Annotated in this window: 16 protein-coding genes; 9 read left to right on the top strand and 7 right to left on the bottom strand. The window is 72.2% G+C overall.

Translation table 11 applies throughout. From position 1 onward, the window contains the following. Positions 1-252: 252 nt before the first annotated feature. From K2224_RS05220 to hemB, 5 genes are all read left to right on the top strand, one after another. Entirely contained in the window at positions 253-1,032 is a 780-nt protein-coding gene (locus K2224_RS05220; RefSeq protein WP_221905472.1) for a redox-sensing transcriptional repressor Rex, read from the top strand. Next, positions 1,029-2,426, top strand: coding sequence for a glutamyl-tRNA reductase (locus K2224_RS05215; protein ID WP_221905471.1), 1,398 nt, complete (start codon positions 1,029-1,031; stop codon positions 2,424-2,426). The genes K2224_RS05220 and K2224_RS05215 overlap by 4 nt, the downstream gene beginning before the upstream one ends. Continuing rightward, a complete protein-coding gene (hemC, locus tag K2224_RS05210) occupies positions 2,423-3,436 on the top strand; it encodes a hydroxymethylbilane synthase (RefSeq protein ID WP_221905470.1) in 1,014 nt (337 codons plus the stop codon). Before K2224_RS05215 ends, hemC begins: the two co-directional genes overlap by 4 nt. Further along, a complete protein-coding gene (locus K2224_RS05205) occupies positions 3,433-5,091 on the top strand; it encodes a uroporphyrinogen-III synthase (RefSeq protein ID WP_221905469.1) in 1,659 nt (552 codons plus the stop codon). Before hemC ends, K2224_RS05205 begins: the two co-directional genes overlap by 4 nt. A gap of 115 nt (positions 5,092-5,206) precedes the next feature. Then, positions 5,207-6,199, top strand: a complete 993-nt coding sequence (gene hemB, locus K2224_RS05200) for a porphobilinogen synthase (protein WP_221905468.1) — start codon at positions 5,207-5,209, stop codon at positions 6,197-6,199. A gap of 52 nt (positions 6,200-6,251) precedes the next feature. Here hemB and K2224_RS05195 read toward each other — a convergent pair whose 3' ends face one another. Both K2224_RS05195 and K2224_RS05190 read right to left on the bottom strand, forming a co-directional pair. Continuing rightward, positions 6,252-7,265, bottom strand: coding sequence for a CinY protein (locus K2224_RS05195; RefSeq protein ID WP_221905467.1), 1,014 nt, complete (start codon positions 7,263-7,265; stop codon positions 6,252-6,254). Between the two features lie 117 nt (positions 7,266-7,382). After that, complete coding sequence (locus tag K2224_RS05190) at positions 7,383-8,462, bottom strand: aldo/keto reductase (protein WP_221905466.1); 1,080 nt, start codon at positions 8,460-8,462, stop codon at positions 7,383-7,385. A gap of 269 nt (positions 8,463-8,731) precedes the next feature. On the opposite strand from K2224_RS05190, the gene K2224_RS05185 reads away from it, so the two are divergent. Then, a complete protein-coding gene (locus tag K2224_RS05185) occupies positions 8,732-9,298 on the top strand; it encodes a Uma2 family endonuclease (protein WP_221905465.1) in 567 nt (188 codons plus the stop codon). A 73-nt stretch (positions 9,299-9,371) separates the two neighbouring features. Here the strand turns inward: K2224_RS05185 and argS are convergent, their stop codons facing one another. Further along, positions 9,372-11,126: an arginine--tRNA ligase gene (gene argS, locus K2224_RS05180; protein WP_221905464.1), complete on the bottom strand. Its 1,755-nt coding sequence runs from the start codon at positions 11,124-11,126 to the stop codon at positions 9,372-9,374. Positions 11,127-11,347: 221 nt separating this feature from the next. Here argS and lysS point away from each other — a divergent pair, with 221 nt between their 5' ends. Together lysS and K2224_RS05170 are read left to right on the top strand one after the other, a co-directional pair. Further along, positions 11,348-13,081 (top strand): lysine--tRNA ligase, encoded by a 1,734-nt coding sequence (gene lysS, locus K2224_RS05175; RefSeq protein ID WP_221905463.1) that lies wholly within the window; start codon positions 11,348-11,350, stop codon positions 13,079-13,081. A 116-nt stretch (positions 13,082-13,197) separates the two neighbouring features. Next, positions 13,198-13,524, top strand: a complete 327-nt coding sequence (locus K2224_RS05170) for a hypothetical protein (protein WP_221905462.1) — start codon at positions 13,198-13,200, stop codon at positions 13,522-13,524. A 61-nt stretch (positions 13,525-13,585) separates the two neighbouring features. On the opposite strand, the gene K2224_RS05165 is transcribed toward K2224_RS05170, so the two are convergent. Both K2224_RS05165 and K2224_RS05160 read right to left on the bottom strand, forming a co-directional pair. Further along, positions 13,586-14,302: a DUF3558 domain-containing protein gene (locus tag K2224_RS05165; protein ID WP_221905461.1), complete on the bottom strand. Its 717-nt coding sequence runs from the start codon at positions 14,300-14,302 to the stop codon at positions 13,586-13,588. Positions 14,303-14,498: 196 nt separating this feature from the next. Further along, on the bottom strand, positions 14,499-15,407 hold the full coding sequence (locus K2224_RS05160; protein ID WP_221905460.1) for a hypothetical protein: 909 nt from the start codon (positions 15,405-15,407) through the stop codon (positions 14,499-14,501). A gap of 162 nt (positions 15,408-15,569) precedes the next feature. Between K2224_RS05160 and K2224_RS05155 the strand changes: the two genes are divergently transcribed. Continuing rightward, positions 15,570-16,763, top strand: coding sequence for an RtcB family protein (locus tag K2224_RS05155; protein WP_221905459.1), 1,194 nt, complete (start codon positions 15,570-15,572; stop codon positions 16,761-16,763). Here the strand turns inward: K2224_RS05155 and K2224_RS05150 are convergent. Then, positions 16,735-17,583: a DUF2306 domain-containing protein gene (locus tag K2224_RS05150; RefSeq protein ID WP_221905458.1), complete on the bottom strand. Its 849-nt coding sequence runs from the start codon at positions 17,581-17,583 to the stop codon at positions 16,735-16,737. The two genes, K2224_RS05155 and K2224_RS05150, sit on opposite strands and share 29 nt — an antisense overlap. A 188-nt stretch (positions 17,584-17,771) precedes the next feature. Then, complete coding sequence (locus K2224_RS05145) at positions 17,772-18,539, bottom strand: SDR family NAD(P)-dependent oxidoreductase (RefSeq protein WP_221905457.1); 768 nt, start codon at positions 18,537-18,539, stop codon at positions 17,772-17,774. Between the last annotated feature and the right edge of the window lie 6 nt (positions 18,540-18,545).

The following is an 18,545-nucleotide window of genomic DNA, read 5'->3' as shown; positions in this document are numbered from 1 at the left end:
GGGTATGGCGGTGAGGAGTGAGAGCGCGTGCTCCCGTCAGTGCTGCCGCGAATCGCCGGTGACGCGAGTGAACGGTGTGGTCTGGGAGTTGGTTCCGCGAACCCCTGTAAAAGCTGCGTGAGCCCTGTCACTTTGGCCGGACAAAGCGGACACCATCTTTGTGCACGCGTTCACAAAGACATAGCCTGCACTGGACGGGGCGGTCGGGTTCCTCACGGCCGTCCACAGCCCCGCTCTACCCGCAGGAGCACCGTGGCAACTGGCCGAACTCACCGACCGGCGACCCGAAGCCGAGGCATCCCCGAGGCCACCGTCGCCCGGCTACCGCTGTATCTGCGCGCCCTGACCGCGCTCTCCGAGCGCTCGGTCCCCACGGTGTCCTCCGAGGAGCTCGCGGCCGCGGCCGGCGTGAACTCCGCGAAGCTGCGCAAGGACTTCTCCTACCTCGGCTCCTACGGGACCCGTGGCGTCGGCTACGACGTGGAGTACCTCGTCTACCAGATCTCGCGGGAGCTCGGCCTCACCCAGGACTGGCCCGTCGTGATCGTCGGTATCGGCAACCTCGGCGCCGCGCTCGCCAACTACGGCGGCTTCGCCTCCCGCGGCTTCCGGGTCGCGGCCCTGATCGACGCCGACCCGGCCATGGCGGGCAAGCCGGTCGCCGGCATCCCGGTCCAGCACACCGACGAGCTGGAGCAGATCATCCGGGACAACGGCGTCTCGATCGGCGTCATCGCCACGCCGGCCGGCGCCGCCCAGCAGGTCTGCGACCGCCTGGTGGCCGCGGGTGTCACCTCGATCCTGAACTTCGCGCCGACCGTGCTGACCGTCCCGGACGGGGTGGACGTCCGCAAGGTCGACCTCTCCATAGAGCTGCAGATCCTCGCCTTCCACGAGCAGCGCAAGGCGGGCGAGGAGACCGGGGCGCCCGGCCCGGAGGGCGCGCCGCCGGCGGCGCCGGCCCGGTCCGAGGGCGTCGCGACCGACCGCAAGGGACCTGACGGGGACGTGCCCGCCGTGATGCCGGCATGAGTCTTCTGGTCGTCGGACTGAGCCATCGCAGCGCGCCGGTGAGCGTGCTGGAGCGGGCCGCGCTCGCCCCGGAGGGCCGCGGCAAGCTGCTGCAGGACGTGGTGTCGGCCGAGCCGGCCACCGAGTCCGCGGTGCTCTCCACCTGCAACCGCATCGAGCTCTACGCCGACGTGGACAAGTTCCACGCCGGTGTCGCCGAGCTGTCCACCCTCCTGGCCCGCCACAGCGGCGTCGGCCTGGAGGAGCTGACCCCCCATCTCTACGTCCACTACGAGGACCGCGCCGTCCACCACCTCTTCTCGGTGGCCTGCGGCCTGGACTCCATGGTCGTCGGCGAGGGCCAGATCCTCGGCCAGATCAAGGACGCGCTGGCCGTCGCCCAGGACCAGCACACCGCCGGGCGGCTGCTCAACGACCTCTTCCAGCAGGCCCTGCGGGTCGGCAAGCGGGCGCACAGCGAGACCGGGATCGACAAGGCCGGCCAGTCGCTGGTCACCTTCGGCCTGGAGCAGCTGGCCGGCGGCGCGGACGTCACCGGCTGGGCGCACGGCAGGCGCGCGCTGGTGATCGGCGCCGGCTCGATGTCGTCGCTGGCCGCCACCACCCTCGCCCGCAACGGCGTCGGCGAACTGGTCGTCGCCAACCGCACGGTGGCCCGCGCCGAGCGGCTCGTACAGATCCTCACCGAGCCCGGTGGGCCGGGGGCGGCCAGCGGGCTGACCGCCCGCGCCGTCGCCATGGACGCGGTCGCGGACGAGCTGGCCCGTGCCGAGGTCGTCATCTCCTGTACCGGCGCGTCCGGGCTGCTGCTGACCGGTGAGCAGATCACGGCGGCGCTCGCCGGGCGCACCGACCGGATGTGGCTGCTCGACCTCGCCATGCCGCGCGACATCGACGCCGCGGCGCACCGGATCGACGGCGCCCGCCTGGTCGACATCGAGTCGCTGGCCGAGGCGTCGGCGACCGGGTCCGACGAGTCGACGCCGGCGGCCGGTCCGATGGCCGCCGACGTGGACAAGGTGCGCGGCATCGTCGCCGACGAGGTCGCCGCCTTCGGCGCCGCCCAGCGGGCCGCGCACATCACGCCGACCGTCGTCGCCCTGCGCACCATGGCGGCGGACGTCGTCAGCAGCGAGATCGCCCGGCTGGAGGGCCGCCTCCCCGACCTCGACGACAAGCAGCGGGCGGAGATCACCCAGGCCGTCCGCCGGGTCGTCGACAAGCTCCTGCACGCGCCGACCGTGCGGGTCAAGCAGCTCGCCAGCGAGCCCGGCGGCGCCGGGTACGCGGACGCCCTGCGGGAGCTCTTCGACCTCGACCCGCAGACGGTCGCCGCCGTCAGCCGGGCCGACACCCGAGCCGACCGGCACGACGCAGCACGGGAGCGGGCATGACCGACAACACGAGGAGCCCGCTGCGCCTGGGCACCCGGCGCAGCAAGCTCGCCATGGCCCAGTCCGGGCAGGTGGCCGAGGCGGTGCGCGAGCTGACCGGCCGCCCCGTCGAGCTGGTGGAGATCACCACCTACGGCGACACCTCCCGCGAACACCTGGCGCAGATCGGCGGCACCGGCGTCTTCGTCTCGGCGCTGCGCGACGCGCTGCTGGCCGGCGAGATCGACTTCGCCGTCCACTCGCTGAAGGACCTGCCGACCGCGCAGCCCGCGGAGCTGGCCCTGGCGGCCATACCCGTGCGCGTGGACCCCCGGGACGCGCTGATCGCGCGGGACGGGCTCACCTTCGAGGAACTCCCCGACGGCGCCCGCGTGGGCACCGGCTCGCCCCGGCGGATGGCGCAGCTCAACGCCTGGGCCAGGACGCTGGGCAAGCGCATCGAGACCGTCCCGGTCCGCGGCAATGTCGACACCCGGATCGGCTTCGTGCGGAAGGGCGAGCTGGACGCGGTCGTGCTGGCCGCCGCCGGCCTCACCCGGATCGGCCGGATCGACGAGGCGACGCAGCTGCTGTCGCCCGACGTGGTTTTGCCCGCCCCCGGCCAGGGGGCACTGGCGATCGAGTGTGTCGCGGCCAACGCGCCCCTCGTCGCCGCGCTCGGCGAGCTCGACGACCCGGTCACCCGGGCCGCCGTGACCGCCGAGCGTTCCCTGCTCGCCGCCCTGGAGGCCGGCTGCTCCGCCCCCGTGGCGGCACTCGCCGACCTTCCCCCGCTCTCGGCTCCGTCCGAGCGCGGGGACCCCCAGGCTGACGAGCAGGCTGTCAACGAAATGCACCTGCGCGGGGTCGTCGGCACGCTCGACGGCACGACGCTGGTGCAGCTGTCCACCACCGGGCACGTACCTGCCTCTCTTGACGACGAGTCGGTCCCGCTTCGCATGGGCCGGGAACTCGCCGTCGAGATGCTCGCAAAGGGTGCGGCCGGTCTTATGGGGGAGCGAGCACTTTGAACCCCACCGCCCCAAACCACTCCGCCTCCGGTCAGGTCACCTTCCTCGGTGCCGGGCCGGGAGACCCGGGTCTGCTGACACTGCGCGCCGTGGAGGCGCTGGCCTCCGCGGACGTCCTCGTCGCCGATCCGCAGGTCCTGGACGTCGTGCGTGTGCATGCGCGTGCGCAGGTGGACGTTCCACTGCAGGCGTCAGCTGACGAGGCGTCAAGCCCCGGCAGCCCCAGTGGCGTTTCCGCCCTTCGGGACACCGCCAATCTTGTCATGGCGGCCGCCCGCGCGGGCAGGCGGGTCGTCCGCGCGGTGACCGGCGACCCCGGCCTCGACGGCAATGTCGCCGAGGAGATGCTGGCCTGCGCCGCCGAGGGCATCGTCTTCGAGGTCATCCCCGGCATCGCCGCCGCGGTCGGCGTGCCCGCGTACGCCGGTGTGCCGCTGCGCGACGCCCAGGGCACCGACGTGCGCTTCGTCGACGCCCGCAGCGCCGACGACCGCTGCTGGGCCGAGCTGGGCACCAGCGACGCCACCGCGGTGGTCTCCACCAGCCTGGACTCGGTGGCCGCGGCCGCCGGTGAACTGGTGGCGGCCGGCCGCAAGCCGGACACCCCGATGACCGTCACGGTCGCCGGCACCACCACCCGGCAGCGCACCTGGACCGCCACCCTCGGGAACGTCGCCCAGGTGCTCAAGGCCGCCAAGGTGCTGCCGTCGCCGGACGGCGGGCAGCCGGTCATAGCCGTGGTCGGTGAGCGCGGCGCCACGGCGCAGCGGGACCAGCTCTCGTGGTTCGAGAACAAGCCGCTGTTCGGCTGGCGGGTGCTGGTGCCGCGGACCAAGGAGCAGGCCGCGTCGCTCTCCGACCAGCTGGTCTCCTACGGCGCGGTGCCGCACGAGGTCCCGACCATCGCCGTCGAGCCGCCGCGCACCCCGCAGCAGATGGAGCGCGCGGTCAAGGGCCTGGTCACCGGCCGCTACGAATGGATCGCCTTCACCTCGGTCAACGCCGTCAAGGCGGTCCGGGAGAAGTTCGAGGAGTACGGGCTGGACGCCCGGGCGTTCGCCGGGATCAAGGTCGCGGCGGTCGGCGAGCAGACCGCCAAGGCGCTGATCGCCTTCGGCGTGAAGCCCGACCTGGTGCCGTCCGGTGAGCAGTCCGCGGCCGGTCTGCTGGAGGACTGGCCGCCCTACGACCCGGTCTTCGACCCGATCGACCGGGTGTTCCTGCCGCGCGCCGACATCGCCACCGAGACCCTGGTCGCCGGGCTGATCGAGCTGGGCTGGGAGGTCGACGACGTCACGGCCTACCGGACCGTGCGCGCCTCGCCGCCGCCGGCCGAGACCCGCGAGGCGATCAAGGGCGGCGGCTTCGACGCGGTGCTCTTCACCTCGTCCTCGACGGTGCGGAACCTCGTCGGCATCGCCGGCAAGCCGCACAACGTCACGGTGATCGCCTGCATCGGTCCGGCCACCGCCAAGACCGCCGAGGAGCACGGGCTGCGGGTGGACGTGATGTCGCCGGAGCCGTCGGTGCACAAGCTGGCCGAGGCGCTCGCGGACTTCGGCGCGGCGCGGCGCGACGCCGCGCTGGAGGCCGGCGACCCGGTGACCCGGCCCAGCGAGCGGCGGCCGGGCTCGCGCCGGCGGGCCCGCAGCTGAGCTGCGAAGGGACCACGGCCGTGAAGGGCGCCTCCGTGCGGGGCGCCCTTTTCGCAGGTGCGGGCCGACGCGGCGTCGGCAAAGGGGGGCCCGGGGCGGGCGTAGCGTGGACGGCATGACGAAGTACGGAAGCTTCCCGGGTGCGCGGCCGCGCCGGCTGCGCACCACCCCCGCCATGCGGCGGATGGTCGCGGAGAACCGCCTGCATCCGGCCGACCTCATCCTCCCCGCGTTCGTGCGGGAGGGCATCGCCGAGCCGGTGCCGCTCGCCGCGATGCCCGGCGTCGTCCAGCACACCCGCGACACGCTGCGCAAGGCCGCGGTCGAGGCGGTCGAGGCGGGGCTCGGCGGCATCATGCTCTTCGGCGTCCCGGAGGACGCGAACAAGGACGCGGCCGGCACGGCAGGCACCGACCCGGACGGCATCCTGCAGCTCGCCATCCGGGACGTCCGGTCCGAGGTCGGCGACGACCTGGTGATCATGTCGGACCTCTGCCTGGACGAGTACACCGACCACGGCCACTGCGGCGTCCTGGACGCCGAGGGGCGGGTGGACAACGACGCGACCCTGGAGCGCTACGCCGAGATGGCGCAGGTCCAGGCCGACGCCGGCGTCCATGTCGTGGGCCCCAGCGGCATGATGGACGGTCAGGTCGGCGTCATCCGGGACGCGCTGGACCAGACCGGCCACGAGGACGTCTCGATCCTCGCCTACACCGCGAAGTACTCGTCGGCGTTCTACGGGCCGTTCCGCGAGGCGGTGGGCTCGTCGCTGAAGGGCGACCGCAAGACCTACCAGCAGGACCCCGCCAACCTCCGCGAGTCGCTGCGCGAGCTGGCGCTCGACCTGGCGGAGGGCGCCGACATGGTGATGGTCAAGCCGGCGCTGCCCTACCTGGACGTGCTGGCGAAGATCGCGGACGAGGTGGACGTGCCGGTGGCGGCGTACCAGATCTCCGGCGAGTACGCGATGATCGAGGCGGCCGCGGAGAAGGGCTGGATCGACCGCGACAAGGCGATCCTGGAGACCCTGACCGGGATCAGGCGGGCGGGCGCCGGCATGATCCTCACCTACTGGGCCACCGAGGTCGCCCGGAAGCTGGGCTGAGGCGCTTCCGACGGTCCGGTCCGCGACCGCACCCGCGCGCTCCGCAGGAGCGTCAGGCGCAGTCGCGGACCGGGTCGTCGTGGGTGATGACGCAGACGATGCGCGCGCCGCGCTGCTTGCCGTACCGCTGGAGGAGCGCCGCGCGGAACTGCTTCCACTGGCGGCGGGTGTCGATGACGGCGCCGCGCACCGCCCGGGCGAAGTTCCCCGCGACCCGGCCGCGGGCCGTGGCGGGAGCGCCGGCGGAGCCGGAGGCCGGGTCGACGAACCCCTCGTCCTTGTTGAGGTCGGTGTGCCCGACGCGGTGGGAACAGGCGCCGACCAGGAGCGAGAAGCAGCCCGTCGTCAGATCCCGCGGGACCGCCGACGGCCGGGGAGGCCGCGGTGCGGCGAGATCGAGCAGCGGCGAGGGCGCGGTGCGGCCCAGACCCGGGGGGTTGTCCACGCCGACGGGGCGGGACCGGTCGGTGCGATCCGTCCAGTTGCTGTGCGCGTAGAAGTCCTGGACTCCGTGCAGGGCGCGGCCGAATCCTTCCACGGCCTCGCACTTGGCCCGGCCGCGCAGCCCGAGTGTGAAGGTGCAGTCTCTTCGCAGCGCCGTCTCGGAGGCCACGACGCGCCCCCGGGGGTCGAGGGTTCCCCCGGCCGCGGCGAGACCCTGCCGGAATCGCGCCTGCAGATGGGCCGTGCAGGTGCGCAGCGCCTCGGTGGCTTGTCGTCGGCTCTGCGGATAGCCCGGCACAGCCAGATAGTCCGCGTTGTCGCAGTGCGCGGCGGAGTCGAGGAACTCGTCCGAGTCCGGCGCGCCGACGGCGCCGAACGTCCAGCGGTGCCCGGCGAGTTGGTCGAGCGAGCGGGGCTCGAAGCAGGAACCGTCGGACGGGACCCCCGGAGCGCAGGCCAGCGCGGCCCGGGTGATCCGCTCGTGCTCGGCGTGCTGCCCGAACGCGTTGACCGTGCCGAAGGCGTCCGCGGGCCGGGCGGTCGCCAGCAGCAGGGCCGGAGTGACCGCCGCCGTCGCCAGGAAAGCGGGCAGCCGGTGCCCCGTTGTGATACGCCCCCGCACGTGCAGCCCTCATGGTTCCGTGATTCCGCATGCCCGCCCCGGGCCGACGGCCAAGTCTAGATCGCGCCACGGGGCCCGAGGCCCCGGGCACCTGGGTCTCGTCGTGAACGGCCGTCCTCAGGCGCCGCGTTCGGCCCGCGGGCGGCGGCGCAGCGCGGCGTCGGCCAGCGCGGGCGGGGTGTGGTCGGTGTCCGAGGGGTTGAGGTCGGTGCCCGGTGCCACCAACGCGTCGATGCGGTCCAGGACGTCGTCCTCCAGCACGACGTCCACGGCGCCCAGCAGGTCGTCGAGCTGCTCGGCCGTGCGCGGGCCGATGATGGCCGAGGTCACGGCGGGGTGGCTGAGGACGAACCCCAGCGCCAGGTGGGTGAGCCGGTGGCCGCTGTCGGCGGCCAGCTTCACCAGCTCCTCGACGATCTCCAGCTTCCGCGCGTTCCCGGGCAGGCTCTGGTCGAACTTGTGCGGGATCAACTCGCGCCGGAAGTCGTTCAGCGCCAGCCCGGCGGACTTGCGGTACTTGCCCGCCAGCCAGCCGCTGGCCAGCGGGCTCCAGGTGAGTACGCCCATGCCGTGGCGCTGCGCGGTCGGCAGCACGGCCCGCTCGACGCCCCGCGCGAAGATCGAGTACGGCGGCTGCTCGGTGTGGAACGGGACGTGGTTGCGGCGCTCCGCCACCCACCTCGCCTCGACGATCTCCTCGGCGGGGAAGTCCGAGCAGCCGATCGCCATGACCTTCCCCTCGCGCACCAGATCCGAGAGGGCGGACAGTGTCTCGGCGATGTCCGTGGTCGGGTCCGGGCGGTGTATCTGGTACAGGTCGATGTAGTCGGTCCCCAGGCGGCGCAGGCTGTTCTCGACCTCGCGCTTGATCCAACGCCGGGAATTCCCGCTGCGGTTGGGGTCGACGGGGGCCGGGGAGCCGGCCGGGGCGGTGCCGTCGCCCATCGGGAAGTGCACCTTCGTCGCCAGGATCACCTCGTCCCGGCGCCCCTTGAGGGCCTTGCCCACGATCTCCTCGGACTCGCCCGCCGAGTACATGTCGGCCGTGTCGATGAAGTTGATGCCCGCGTCCAGCGCGGTGTGCACCAGGCGCACGGCCTCGTCGTGGTCCGCGTTGCCCCAGGCCCCGAGCATCATGGTGCCCAGGCAGAGCCGGCTCACCGAGATGCCGGTGCGTCCAAGGATGGTCCTGCGCATAGGTGTTGCTCCCCAACTCGTCGTCATACGTGGTCGTGCGCCGTCGGCCGTCGCCGTCGGACCTCGTCGTCAGCTGTCGTCGCGAGCCGACGGGACCACTCTGCGGCCGTCGCGGACCGCCTGCCAGGTCCGGCGTTTCCTGGGCACCCCGTTCCTGGTGTTGCCGGTACCAGCCAAGGACGGCCGGGTCGGTGACGGCCGGGCGCGGTCAGCATCACCTGCCGGGAGCGGCCTCGTTAGACTCGATGGGTAGCGGAAGGGAGCCCGTCATGACTCTCATGAACCCGGAGCGCGCGATGACACCGCTGCGCAAGGCCGCCGAGGCGGCTGAAGAAGCCAGTGGCCTGCGGGCCGAGATCATCCGGGGGGTTCTCATGATGTCGCCGACTCCGCGTGGCAAGCACGCCGGGACCATCAACGCGATCAGCAAACAGCTCCTCGGGGAGTTGCCTTCGCAGCTGGACGTGTTCCAGGTCGCCTCGGTCCCCCTCCCCGGCGACCCCGACGACTACGCCACCCCCGATCTCCTGGTCTGCGACGCGGGGTTCGGTGAGTCCGACGAGTGGCTGGCGGACCTCGGCGACGTGGAACTGGTCGTCGAGGTGGTGTCCAAGGGGAACAGCACCAAGGACACCCGTGACATGGTCGCCTGGTACGCCGACGCGGGCATCCCGGTGTATCTCCTGGTCGATCCGCGTGACGGCACATGGACCGTGTACTCCGTGCCGCGGGGCGGCGAGTACCAGGGGCGCAGGCACGGCCTGTACGGGGAGGACGTCGAGGTCCCCGGCCTCGGAGTGAAGATCACGACGGGGAGCCTGGCCCGTTACGCCTGAACGACCCTGAACAGCGTCGAGCCCCCCGCAGCCGGATGCGGGGGGCTCGTGCATGCGGTCCTGGGCCGCGTCCCTACAGCCGCTCGGGCGTCCGGATGCCGAGGAGGGCCATGCCGCGGTGGAGGGTGCGGGCCGTCAGGTCGCACAGGAAGAGGCGGTTCTCCACCTGCTCCGGGGTGTCCGCCTTCAGGACCGGGCACTGGTCGTAGAAGGTCGTGTACAGCGACGCCAGCTGGTAGAGGTACGCGGCCAGCTTGTGCGGTGCGTACTCGGCCGCCGCCTCGGCGACGGTTTCGCCGAACGCGTCCAGGTGCAGGCCCAGTGCCCGCTCCGCCGGGGCGAGCGCGAGCTCCGGGTGCGCGGCCGGCTTCGTCTCGCCGGCCTTGCGCAGGATGGACTGGATCCGGGCGTACGCGTACTGGAGGTAGACGGAGGTGTCGCCGTTGAGCGAGACCATCTGGTCCAGGTCGAACTTGTAGTCGCGGCTCGGGGACGTCGACAGGTCGGCGTACTTCACCGCGCCGATGCCGACCTGCGCGGCCCGCTCCTGGATCTCGTCCTCGGTGAGGTCCTGCGCCTTCTCCCGCACCACCTCGGCGGCGCGCTGCACCGCCTCGTCGAGCAGGTCCTCCAGCCGGACCGTCTCGCCCTCCCGGGTCTTGAACGGCTTGCCGTCGGCGCCGAGGACCGTGCCGTAGCCCATGTTGTGGGCGGTGACGTCGTCGTTCAGCCAGCCCGCCCGGCGGGCCGTCTCGAAGACCATCCGGAAGTGCAGCGACTGGCGGACGTCGACGACGTAGAGCAGGGTCGTGGCGCCGAGGTCGAAGACGCGGTTGCGGATCGCCGAGAGGTCGCTCGCGGCGTACCCGAAGCCGCCGTCCGCCTTCTGCACGATCAGCGGGACCGGCTTGTCGTCCTTGCCCTTGATGTCCTCGAAGAAGACCACCAGCGCGCCCTCGGAGCGGACGGCGACGCCCGACTCCTCCAGCATCCGGGCCGTCTCGGCCATCATGGCGTTGTACGCGGACTCGCCGACGATCTCCTCGTCGCGGATCTCCATGTCCAGCTTCTCGAAGACCGAGTAGAAGTAGACCTTCGACTCGTCCACGAACCGCTGCCACAGCTCCAGGGTCTGCTCGTCGCCGGACTGCAGGGCGACGACCCGCCTGCGGGCCCGCTCCTTGAACTCCTCGTCGGAGTCGAAGACCGCGCGCGACGCCTTGTAGACGCGGTTCAGATTCGACATGGCCTGCTCGCCGTCCACGTCGGCCGCCGGGGCGAGTTCGTCGGGATTCTCGATCAGGTACTGGATGAGCATGCCGAACTGCGTGCCCCAGTCGCCGATGTGGTGCCGGCCCACCGTCTTCTCGCCGGTGAAGTCGAGCATGTTGCGCAGCGCGTCGCCGATCACCGCCGACCGCAGGTGGCCGACGTGCATCTCCTTGGCGACGTTCGGCTGCGCGTAGTCGATGACCGTGGTGCCGGTGGTGGCCGCGTACGGCACGCCGAGCCGGTCGTCGGCGGCGCGCTCGGCGAGCGTGCCGGTGATCGCCGCGTCGGCGACGGTGATGTTGAGGAAGCCGGGGCCGGAGACCTCGACATCCTTCAGCAGGCCCTCGGCGGCGATCGCGTCGACGACCCGGCCGGCCAGCTCCCGCGGGTTGCCCCCCAGCTTCTTGGCGAGCGCCAGCAGGCCGTTGGCCTGGAAGTCGGCCCGGTCGCTGCGTCGCAGCAGCGGGTCCGCGGCGCCGGCCTCCGGCAGGGCTGCCGAGAGGGCGTCCGCGACGCGCTGGTTGACCGTAGCTGCGAGGGAGGGGACCGAGGCCATTGAGCTGCCGTTCCGTTGGAGTGGAAAGGGTTTGCCATGAGTATCCCACGGCACTACCACTGAATTTCCGGGCGGCGGGCGTCTGGGACAATGGGCTCCGTCGGGCTTCTGCCCGTCCGGACGGTTCCGCCCGCAGCGGGCGGAGGCCGAGCGCGGCGCCGGAGAGCGCGCAGGGGCGCAGCGGGAAAGCATCAGGACACCAGGAAGAGGAAGGGCCGATCGTGGCTCAGCAGAGCACCGAGACCGACTGGGTCTCCAGGTTCGCGGACGAGGTCGTTGCCGAGGCGGAGCGCCGCGCCGCCGGCAAAGCGACGGGCGTCGTCGTCGCCTCGGGGCTGAGTCCGTCCGGCCCGATCCACCTCGGCAACCTCCGCGAGGTGATGACCCCGCACCTGGTCGCCGACGAGATCCGCCGCCGCGGCATCCCGTGCGTGCACATCCTGAGCTGGGACGACTACGACCGGTACCGCAAGGTCCCGGCCGGCATCGACCCGTCCTGGGAGGAGCACATCGGCAAGCCGCTGACCGCCGTGCCCGCCCCGCCGGGCAGCCCGCACGCCAACTGGGCCGAGCACTTCCGCTCCGCCATGGAGGAGTCCCTGGCGGAGCTGGGCATCGAGTACCGCGGCATCAGCCAGACCGCCCAGTACACCTCCGGCGCCTACCGCGAGCAGATCCTGCACGCGATGAAGCACCGCAAGGAGATCGACGCCGTCCTGGACCGCTACCGCACCAAGGACAAGGCGACCGGCAAGCCGAAGAAGCAGCAGCAGAAGCCGGTGGACGAGGCGGAGCTGGAGGCGGCCGAGGGCTCCGGCGCGGCCAGCGAGGACGACGGCAGCGCGGGCGGCGCGGGCTACTTCCCGTACAAGCCGTACTGCACGGTCTGCAACAAGGACTTCACCAAGGTCATCGGCTACGACGACGAGACCACGCAGATGTCCTACGAGTGCGTCGCCTGCGGCCACTCCGAGACCGTGGCGCTGCGCGAGTTCGACCACGGCAAGCTGGTCTGGAAGGTCGACTGGCCGATGCGCTGGGCCTACGAGGGCGTGGTCTTCGAACCCTCCGGGGTCGATCACTCCTCGCCCGGCTCGTCGTTCGTCGTCGGCGGCCAGATCGTCCGCGAGGTGTTCGGCGCCGACCAGCCGATCGGCCCGATGTACGCCTTCGTCGGCATCAGCGGCATGGCGAAGATGTCCTCGTCCAAGGGCGGGGTGCCCACCCCGGGCGACGCGCTGAAGATCATGGAGGCGCCGCTGCTGCGCTGGCTGTACGCCCGCCGCAAGCCCAACCAGTCCTTCAAGATCGCCTTCGACCAGGAGATCCAGCGGCTCTACGACGAGTGGGACAAGCTCGCCGCCAAGGTCGCGGACGGCACCGCACAGCCCGCGGACGCCGCGGCGTACACCCGCGCGGTCGGCACCGCCGCCGGTGAACTGCCGCGCACGCCGCGCCCGTTGCCGTACCGCACGCTGGCCTCCGTCGTGGACATCACCGCCGGTCACGACGAGCAGACCCTGCGGATCCTGAGCGAGCTGGACCCGGAGAAGCCGGTCGGGTCCCTGGCCGAGACCCGGCCGCGGCTGGACAAGGCGGAGCACTGGATCAGCACCCAGGTCCCCGCCGACCAGCGCACCGTCGTCCGCGACCAGCCCGACACGGAGCTGCTGGCCTCCCTGGACGACCAGTCCCGGGGCGCGCTGCGGCTGCTGCTCGACGGTCTGGACGACCACTGGTCGCTGGACGGCCTGACGACGCTGGTCTACGGCGTTCCGAAGGTCCAGGCGGGCCTGACCCCGGAGGCCAAGCCGACGCCGGAGCTGAAGGTCGCCCAGCGCGCGTTCTTCGCGCTGCTCTACGACCTCCTGGTCGGCCGCGACACCGGCCCCCGGCTGCCCACGCTGCTGCTCGCGGTGGGTGCGGACCGGGTCCGCAAGCTGCTGGGCGACTGAACGGCCCGCGCCGGGCGGGGGGTTCTCCCGCCCGGCGGGACAGGGCGGCCCCGACCCGCTGACGGGGGGCAGGGAGCGCGCGCTCCAGCAGGAGTACCGCCTCCACGCTCACGGCGATGAACGAGGGCGAGAACCTCGTGCTCCGGATCAGCACCTCGGCGCTGAGCGCGCTGGCCGGCATATCGGCCGGTGCCACGGGCTCCTTCAAGTTCCGCGAGCGGGGCTACCACCTGCGGTCGACGGCGGACGACATCGAGGAGCACTCCGACGCCTCGCAGTTCATGCTCGACGACTACGCCGGGCCGGACCCGTCGCGGCCGCTGTCGGAGCAGGACCGGCCGAGGACGTTCGCGCGCTTCGCCGAGCGGCTGAAGGAGGAGCAGCGCAAGCGCGAACTCCGGCTGGAGCAGCAGAGTTCCGCGCGCGAGGAGCGCTCCTGCTGACGGGCCCGTCCCCGGCTCGGCCGAGCCGGGGAGGGACGCGGAGGGCAGTGGAGGATCCGGGTCAGCCCTGGTTGGCCTTGGCCGCGGCGGCGACGGCTTCCTTGGTGGCGGCCTGGGCGGCCTTCAGCAGGTCGTTGCCGTTGGGGTCGTCGGCGCCGGCCATCCCCGCGCCGTTGTAGTTCACGGTGACGACGATGTTGGCGGTGCGGGCAACGATCGTCGTGTTCTTGAAGTCGTTGCCCTCCTTCGCGATGTCGTAGGTGACGGCGGTGGCCGCGTCGCCGGTGCCCGCGGTCGCCACGGTGGCGACCTTCTTGGCGCCCTGGGTGCCCTTGGCGGCGTTGATCTGCTCGGTGTAGAAGTCCGTGGCGCGCTTCTCGCCCGTGCCGAGGGCCGGGTCGGAGTCGTAGCGCTGGAAGGCGACGTCCAGCCACCGGAACTGCGTGCCGTCGACGCCCTGGTCGTCCGAGCTGGTCCAGGAGCAGGCGCCGCGGGCGGTCGGGTCGGTGGACTTGCCCTGCTGGCCGGCGGCGTCCTTCACCTTGGGCAGCAGCTTGTCGAGGGTGCCCTTGGAGAACGCCGTGCAGGGGTTCGGCAGCTTCTTGAACTTCGCGGCGGCGACGGTCGGCGACGGGGAGGCGCCGGCGGCGCTGGACGAGCCGGAGGGAGTGCTGTCACCGGAGCTCTTGCCGTCCGAGCCGGAACACCCGGCGACGAGCAGCATCGGCACTGCTGCGCAGGTGAGGAGGCCGGCGAGTCGCTTGGCTGATCGGTGCATGGTTCCTTCGCTGTTCGTCGTCGAGTCGTTGCGGACCCTTGTGGAACGGGCGGCCCGGACCCCGGTCGGGGCGGGTCCTAGGGCACGGTACGCGGCGGAGCGAGCCGGGGGGACCGGTTCGCGACGACCGCACGGCGGGACGAATCGGGCGTTTCCCGAACGAAGTTCTCCTTCGGGGTGTTCTGCCGATTTAGAACTATTCGCTGAGGCTGTCGGCGAGTTCACCGGCCAGGGAACGGGCCTTGTCCTGCAGTTCCTGGCTTTCCGGCAGCCTCGTCTTGTCCGCGGACCACTGGTCGTAGACGAGCGTCACGATGACGTTCGACGTGCGAAAGACCACAGTGACATCGCGGTGCACCCCGGAGTCGGTGGTGATCAGCTGGTCGTTGAGGAAGGCCGCGTCGCCCAGGCCGTCCAGGACGCGCGGGGCGAGCGGGCTGCCGGGGCCCGTCTCGGGGTCGGAGGGCGACGCGGACGGGGCCGAGGGGGTGGCCGACGGGCTGCCCGCCGTGCCGTCCGGCTTCTTCCCGCCGTCGTTCCCGCCCTTGCCGCCGCCGGCGTCCGTGGCGCCGCCCGTCGGCTTCGGCTGGTCCTTGGGCTGGTCCTTCGGGTTGGGAGGCGTCGAGGGCGCGCCGGGGGCCGCGGCCGGGATCTTGGCGGCCCGCTCCTTGCCGAGGTAGATCTCCTGCGCCCGGTCGTCGTCGCTGACCGCGGCGTTGTACGAGACCACGCGCTGGATGTCGAGCGTGAGGTGGCGGGTGCCCGCGGAGGTCTCCCGGGTCCACTGGCAGCCCACCCGGCGGTCGGTGTCGTAGGTGACGTCGGCCCGGCCGCCGAAGATCTTCTGTGCGTCCGCCTGCGACAGCGGCTGGCCGTCGCCGGGCAGCATGTCGTGGAGCGTGCCGGCGGACGGCAGGCCGCAGGCTTCCGGCAGGGTCTGGTAGCGGCCGGGCTGGGCGGACTGGCTGGCGGCGGCGGTGTCGCCGTTCTTGCCGTCGCCGCCGCCGGTGCCGGAGGGGGAACCGCCGGAGCAGCCGGTGAGGCCGGCGGCCAGTGCCGCGGTCACCAGCAGCGCGGCACCCGGTACGAACGACTTGCGCGGCATCGCTCGCGGCTCCTTCCCTGCGGAAATGCGGTTGCCGCCGAGTGGCGGCCGGTGGAGACAATGTGTACCGCACGTCGCGAGGTGAACGCCGGTTCGCCGTCCAACATAAGGCGTATTGTCCGCCTTTTGCGTTTTTCTGTTTTCCGGGGGAAAGAGTCAGCTATGTCGTACACCGAAGTGCCCGGTGCCCAGGTGCCGATCCGGATGTGGACCGACCCGGCCACGGTCGAGGGCGTCGCGATGCAGCAGCTGCGCAACGTCGCCACGCTACCGTGGATCAAGGGCCTGGCCGTGATGCCGGACGTGCATTTCGGCAAGGGGGCCACGGTCGGTTCGGTCATCGCGATGCGCGGCGCCGTCTGCCCGGCCGCGGTCGGCGTGGACATCGGCTGCGGAATGAGCGCGGTCCGGACCTCGCTCACCGCGAACGACCTGCCGGGCGACCTCTCCCGGCTGCGCTCCCGGATCGAGCAGACCATCCCGGTCGGCCGGGGGATGCACGACGACCCGGTGGACCCGCGCCGCATCCACGGCTTCCCCGCCGCGGGCTGGGACGACTTCTGGGGCCGCTTCGACGGCGTCGCCGAGGCGGTCAGGTTCCGTCACGAGCGGGCCGCCAGGCAGATGGGCTCGCTGGGGTCCGGGAACCACTTCATCGAGGTCTGCCTCGACGAGACCGGCGCGGTCTGGCTGATGCTGCACTCCGGCTCCCGCAACATCGGCAAGGAGCTCGCCGAGCACCACATCGAGCAGGCCCGCAAGCTCCCGCACAACCAGGGGCTGGTCGACCGCGACCTCGCCGTCTTCGTCGCGGACACCCCGCAGATGGCGGCGTACCGCAACGACCTGTTCTGGGCGCAGGAGTACGCGCGGCACAACCGCGAGGTGATGATGGCGCTGTTCCAGGACGTCCTCCGCAAGGAGTTCCGCAAGGCCCGGCCGGCCTTCGAGCCGGTGATCTCCTGCCACCACAACTACGTGGCGGAGGAGACCTACGACGGCATGGAGCTGCTGGTGACCCGCAAGGGCGCGATCCGCGCCGGCAGCGGCGAGTACGGGATCATCCCGGGCTCGATGGGCACCGGCTCGTACATCGTCCGGGGCCTGGGGAACGCGGCGTCCTTCAACTCTGCCTCGCACGGCGCCGGCCGCAAGATGAGCCGGAACGCCGCGAAGAAGCGCTTCTCCACGCGCGATCTGGAGGAGCAGACGCGGGGTGTGGAGTGCCGCAAGGACTCCGGGGTCGTCGACGAGATCCCCGGCGCGTACAAGCCGATCGAGCGGGTCATGGAGCAGCAGCGGGACCTCGTCGAGGTCGTCGCCAAGCTCAAGCAGGTGGTGTGCGTGAAGGGGTGAGGGGGACGGCCGCGGGGCCGGCGCCGGTGCCGATGTCGGTGTCGTGGGGGTGCGGCTGACGGTCGGCGTTCTGCCGGGTGTCCTGTGGGACGGTCTTCCGGGTGTCCTGCGGGGTGGGGCGCGTGGGTCGGCGGCGCTGGATGAGGTACTCGGCGGCGATCAGGTTCAGGACCAGCGCGCCCCAGGACGAGGTGCTGGCGATGTCGTGCCCCGCCGCCAGCGGGTCGCCCGCGTACGCGACCGGGTCGCCGGCCTGGGCCGCCACCAGGTGCTCGACCAGCGGCTGGACGATCCGCGAGGTGAGCGCGACGAGGGTCAGTGCCATATTGCGGATCATCCACACCCGGTGGTCGGCGTAACGGCGCCGGAGGGCGGCGCGGTAGCCGGCGACACCGGTGACGATCCAGAGCACGTCCAGCACCCCGAGGGACAGCTGGTTGCTCAGCCCCAGGGGGACGTAGCAGACGACCGGGATGCCGATCAGCGCCGACGGGAAGACCCCGCCGAAGAAGTAGACCCGGCCGGTCCACCGGTGGACGGCGGGGTGCCGGCGGCGCAGCCAGGGCCAGCACTGGGCGAGGCCGGTGACCACCGCGACCGCGGCGGTGAAGATGTGCGCCACCAGCAGCACGTAGTGCAGCTCGCTGCGTGGCGGGACCCGGCTGGTGTGCAGATCGGGCGGGACGTAGGCGCTGACCGCCTGCGCGGTGACCAGCAGTGATATCGCTGCCAGCGGGACCAGCCAGCGGGCGGTCCGGGCCGGCCGGCGGCGCGGTGCCGACCGGCCGGCGGGGGCGGATCTCGGGGTGGTGGTTGCCATGCCCTCCACTGTCGTGGCGCACGGAACCCGCGACACGGGGCCCGCACACCCGATGGGGGTGTACGTAGGCCCCCTGTTTGGCCCCTGTTTTCTGCCGGGGTGGCGCGGGGTGGGGGAGGGGACGGGGAGAGCGCCCCTCGACGGCGGCCCGCCCCTTCCTCCACCCTCACCTCACTCCCGCTCCTGCCTCAACTGCTGCGGTGCACCTTGGTGTTGGACGCCTGCGCCCGGGGGCGGACGACCAGCAGGTCGATGTTGACGTGCGGGGGACGGGTGACCGCCCAGGCGACGGTGTCGGCGACGTCCTCCGCGCTGAGCGGCGCGTCCACGCCCTCGTAGACCCTGGCGGCCTTGTCGGCGTCGCCCCGGAAACGGGTGGTCGCGAACTCCTCGGTCTTGACCATGCCGGGTGCCACCTCGATGATCCGCACCGGCTCGCCGCACAGCTCCAGGCGCAGCGTCTCGGCGAGGACATGGGCGCCGTGCTTGGCGGCGACATACCCCCCGCCGCCCTCGTACGTCGCGTGCCCGGCGGTGGACGAGAGGACGACGACGGTGCCGTCGCCGGAGGCGGTCAGCGCGGGCAGCAGCGCCTGCGTCATGTGGAGCACGCCGAGCACATTGACCTCGTACATCGCCCGCCAGTCGGCCGGGTCGCCGGTGGCGACGGGCTCCGCGCCCAGCGCGCCGCCGGCGTTGTTGACCAGGACGTCGACGGAGGGGAAGCGGTCGAGGGAGCGTGCGAAGGCGTCGACGGCGGCGCGGTCGGTGACGTCGAGCGCGCACGCCTCGGCGTGCGGCAGCTCCGCGGCGAGGGCCTCGATGCGGTCCTTGCGGCGGGCGGTGAGCACGACGCGGTAGCCGGCGGCGGCCAGTGCGCGGGCGGTGGCGGCGCCGATGCCGCTGCTCGCTCCGGTGACGACGGCGGTACGGAGGCCGGCAGTGTCGGCGGTCATAGTGCG

Source organism: Streptomyces sp. BHT-5-2 (genome assembly GCF_019774615.1).
Classification (GTDB): domain Bacteria; phylum Actinomycetota; class Actinomycetes; order Streptomycetales; family Streptomycetaceae; genus Streptomyces.
This window is presented reverse-complemented; position numbering and strand designations above follow the sequence as displayed.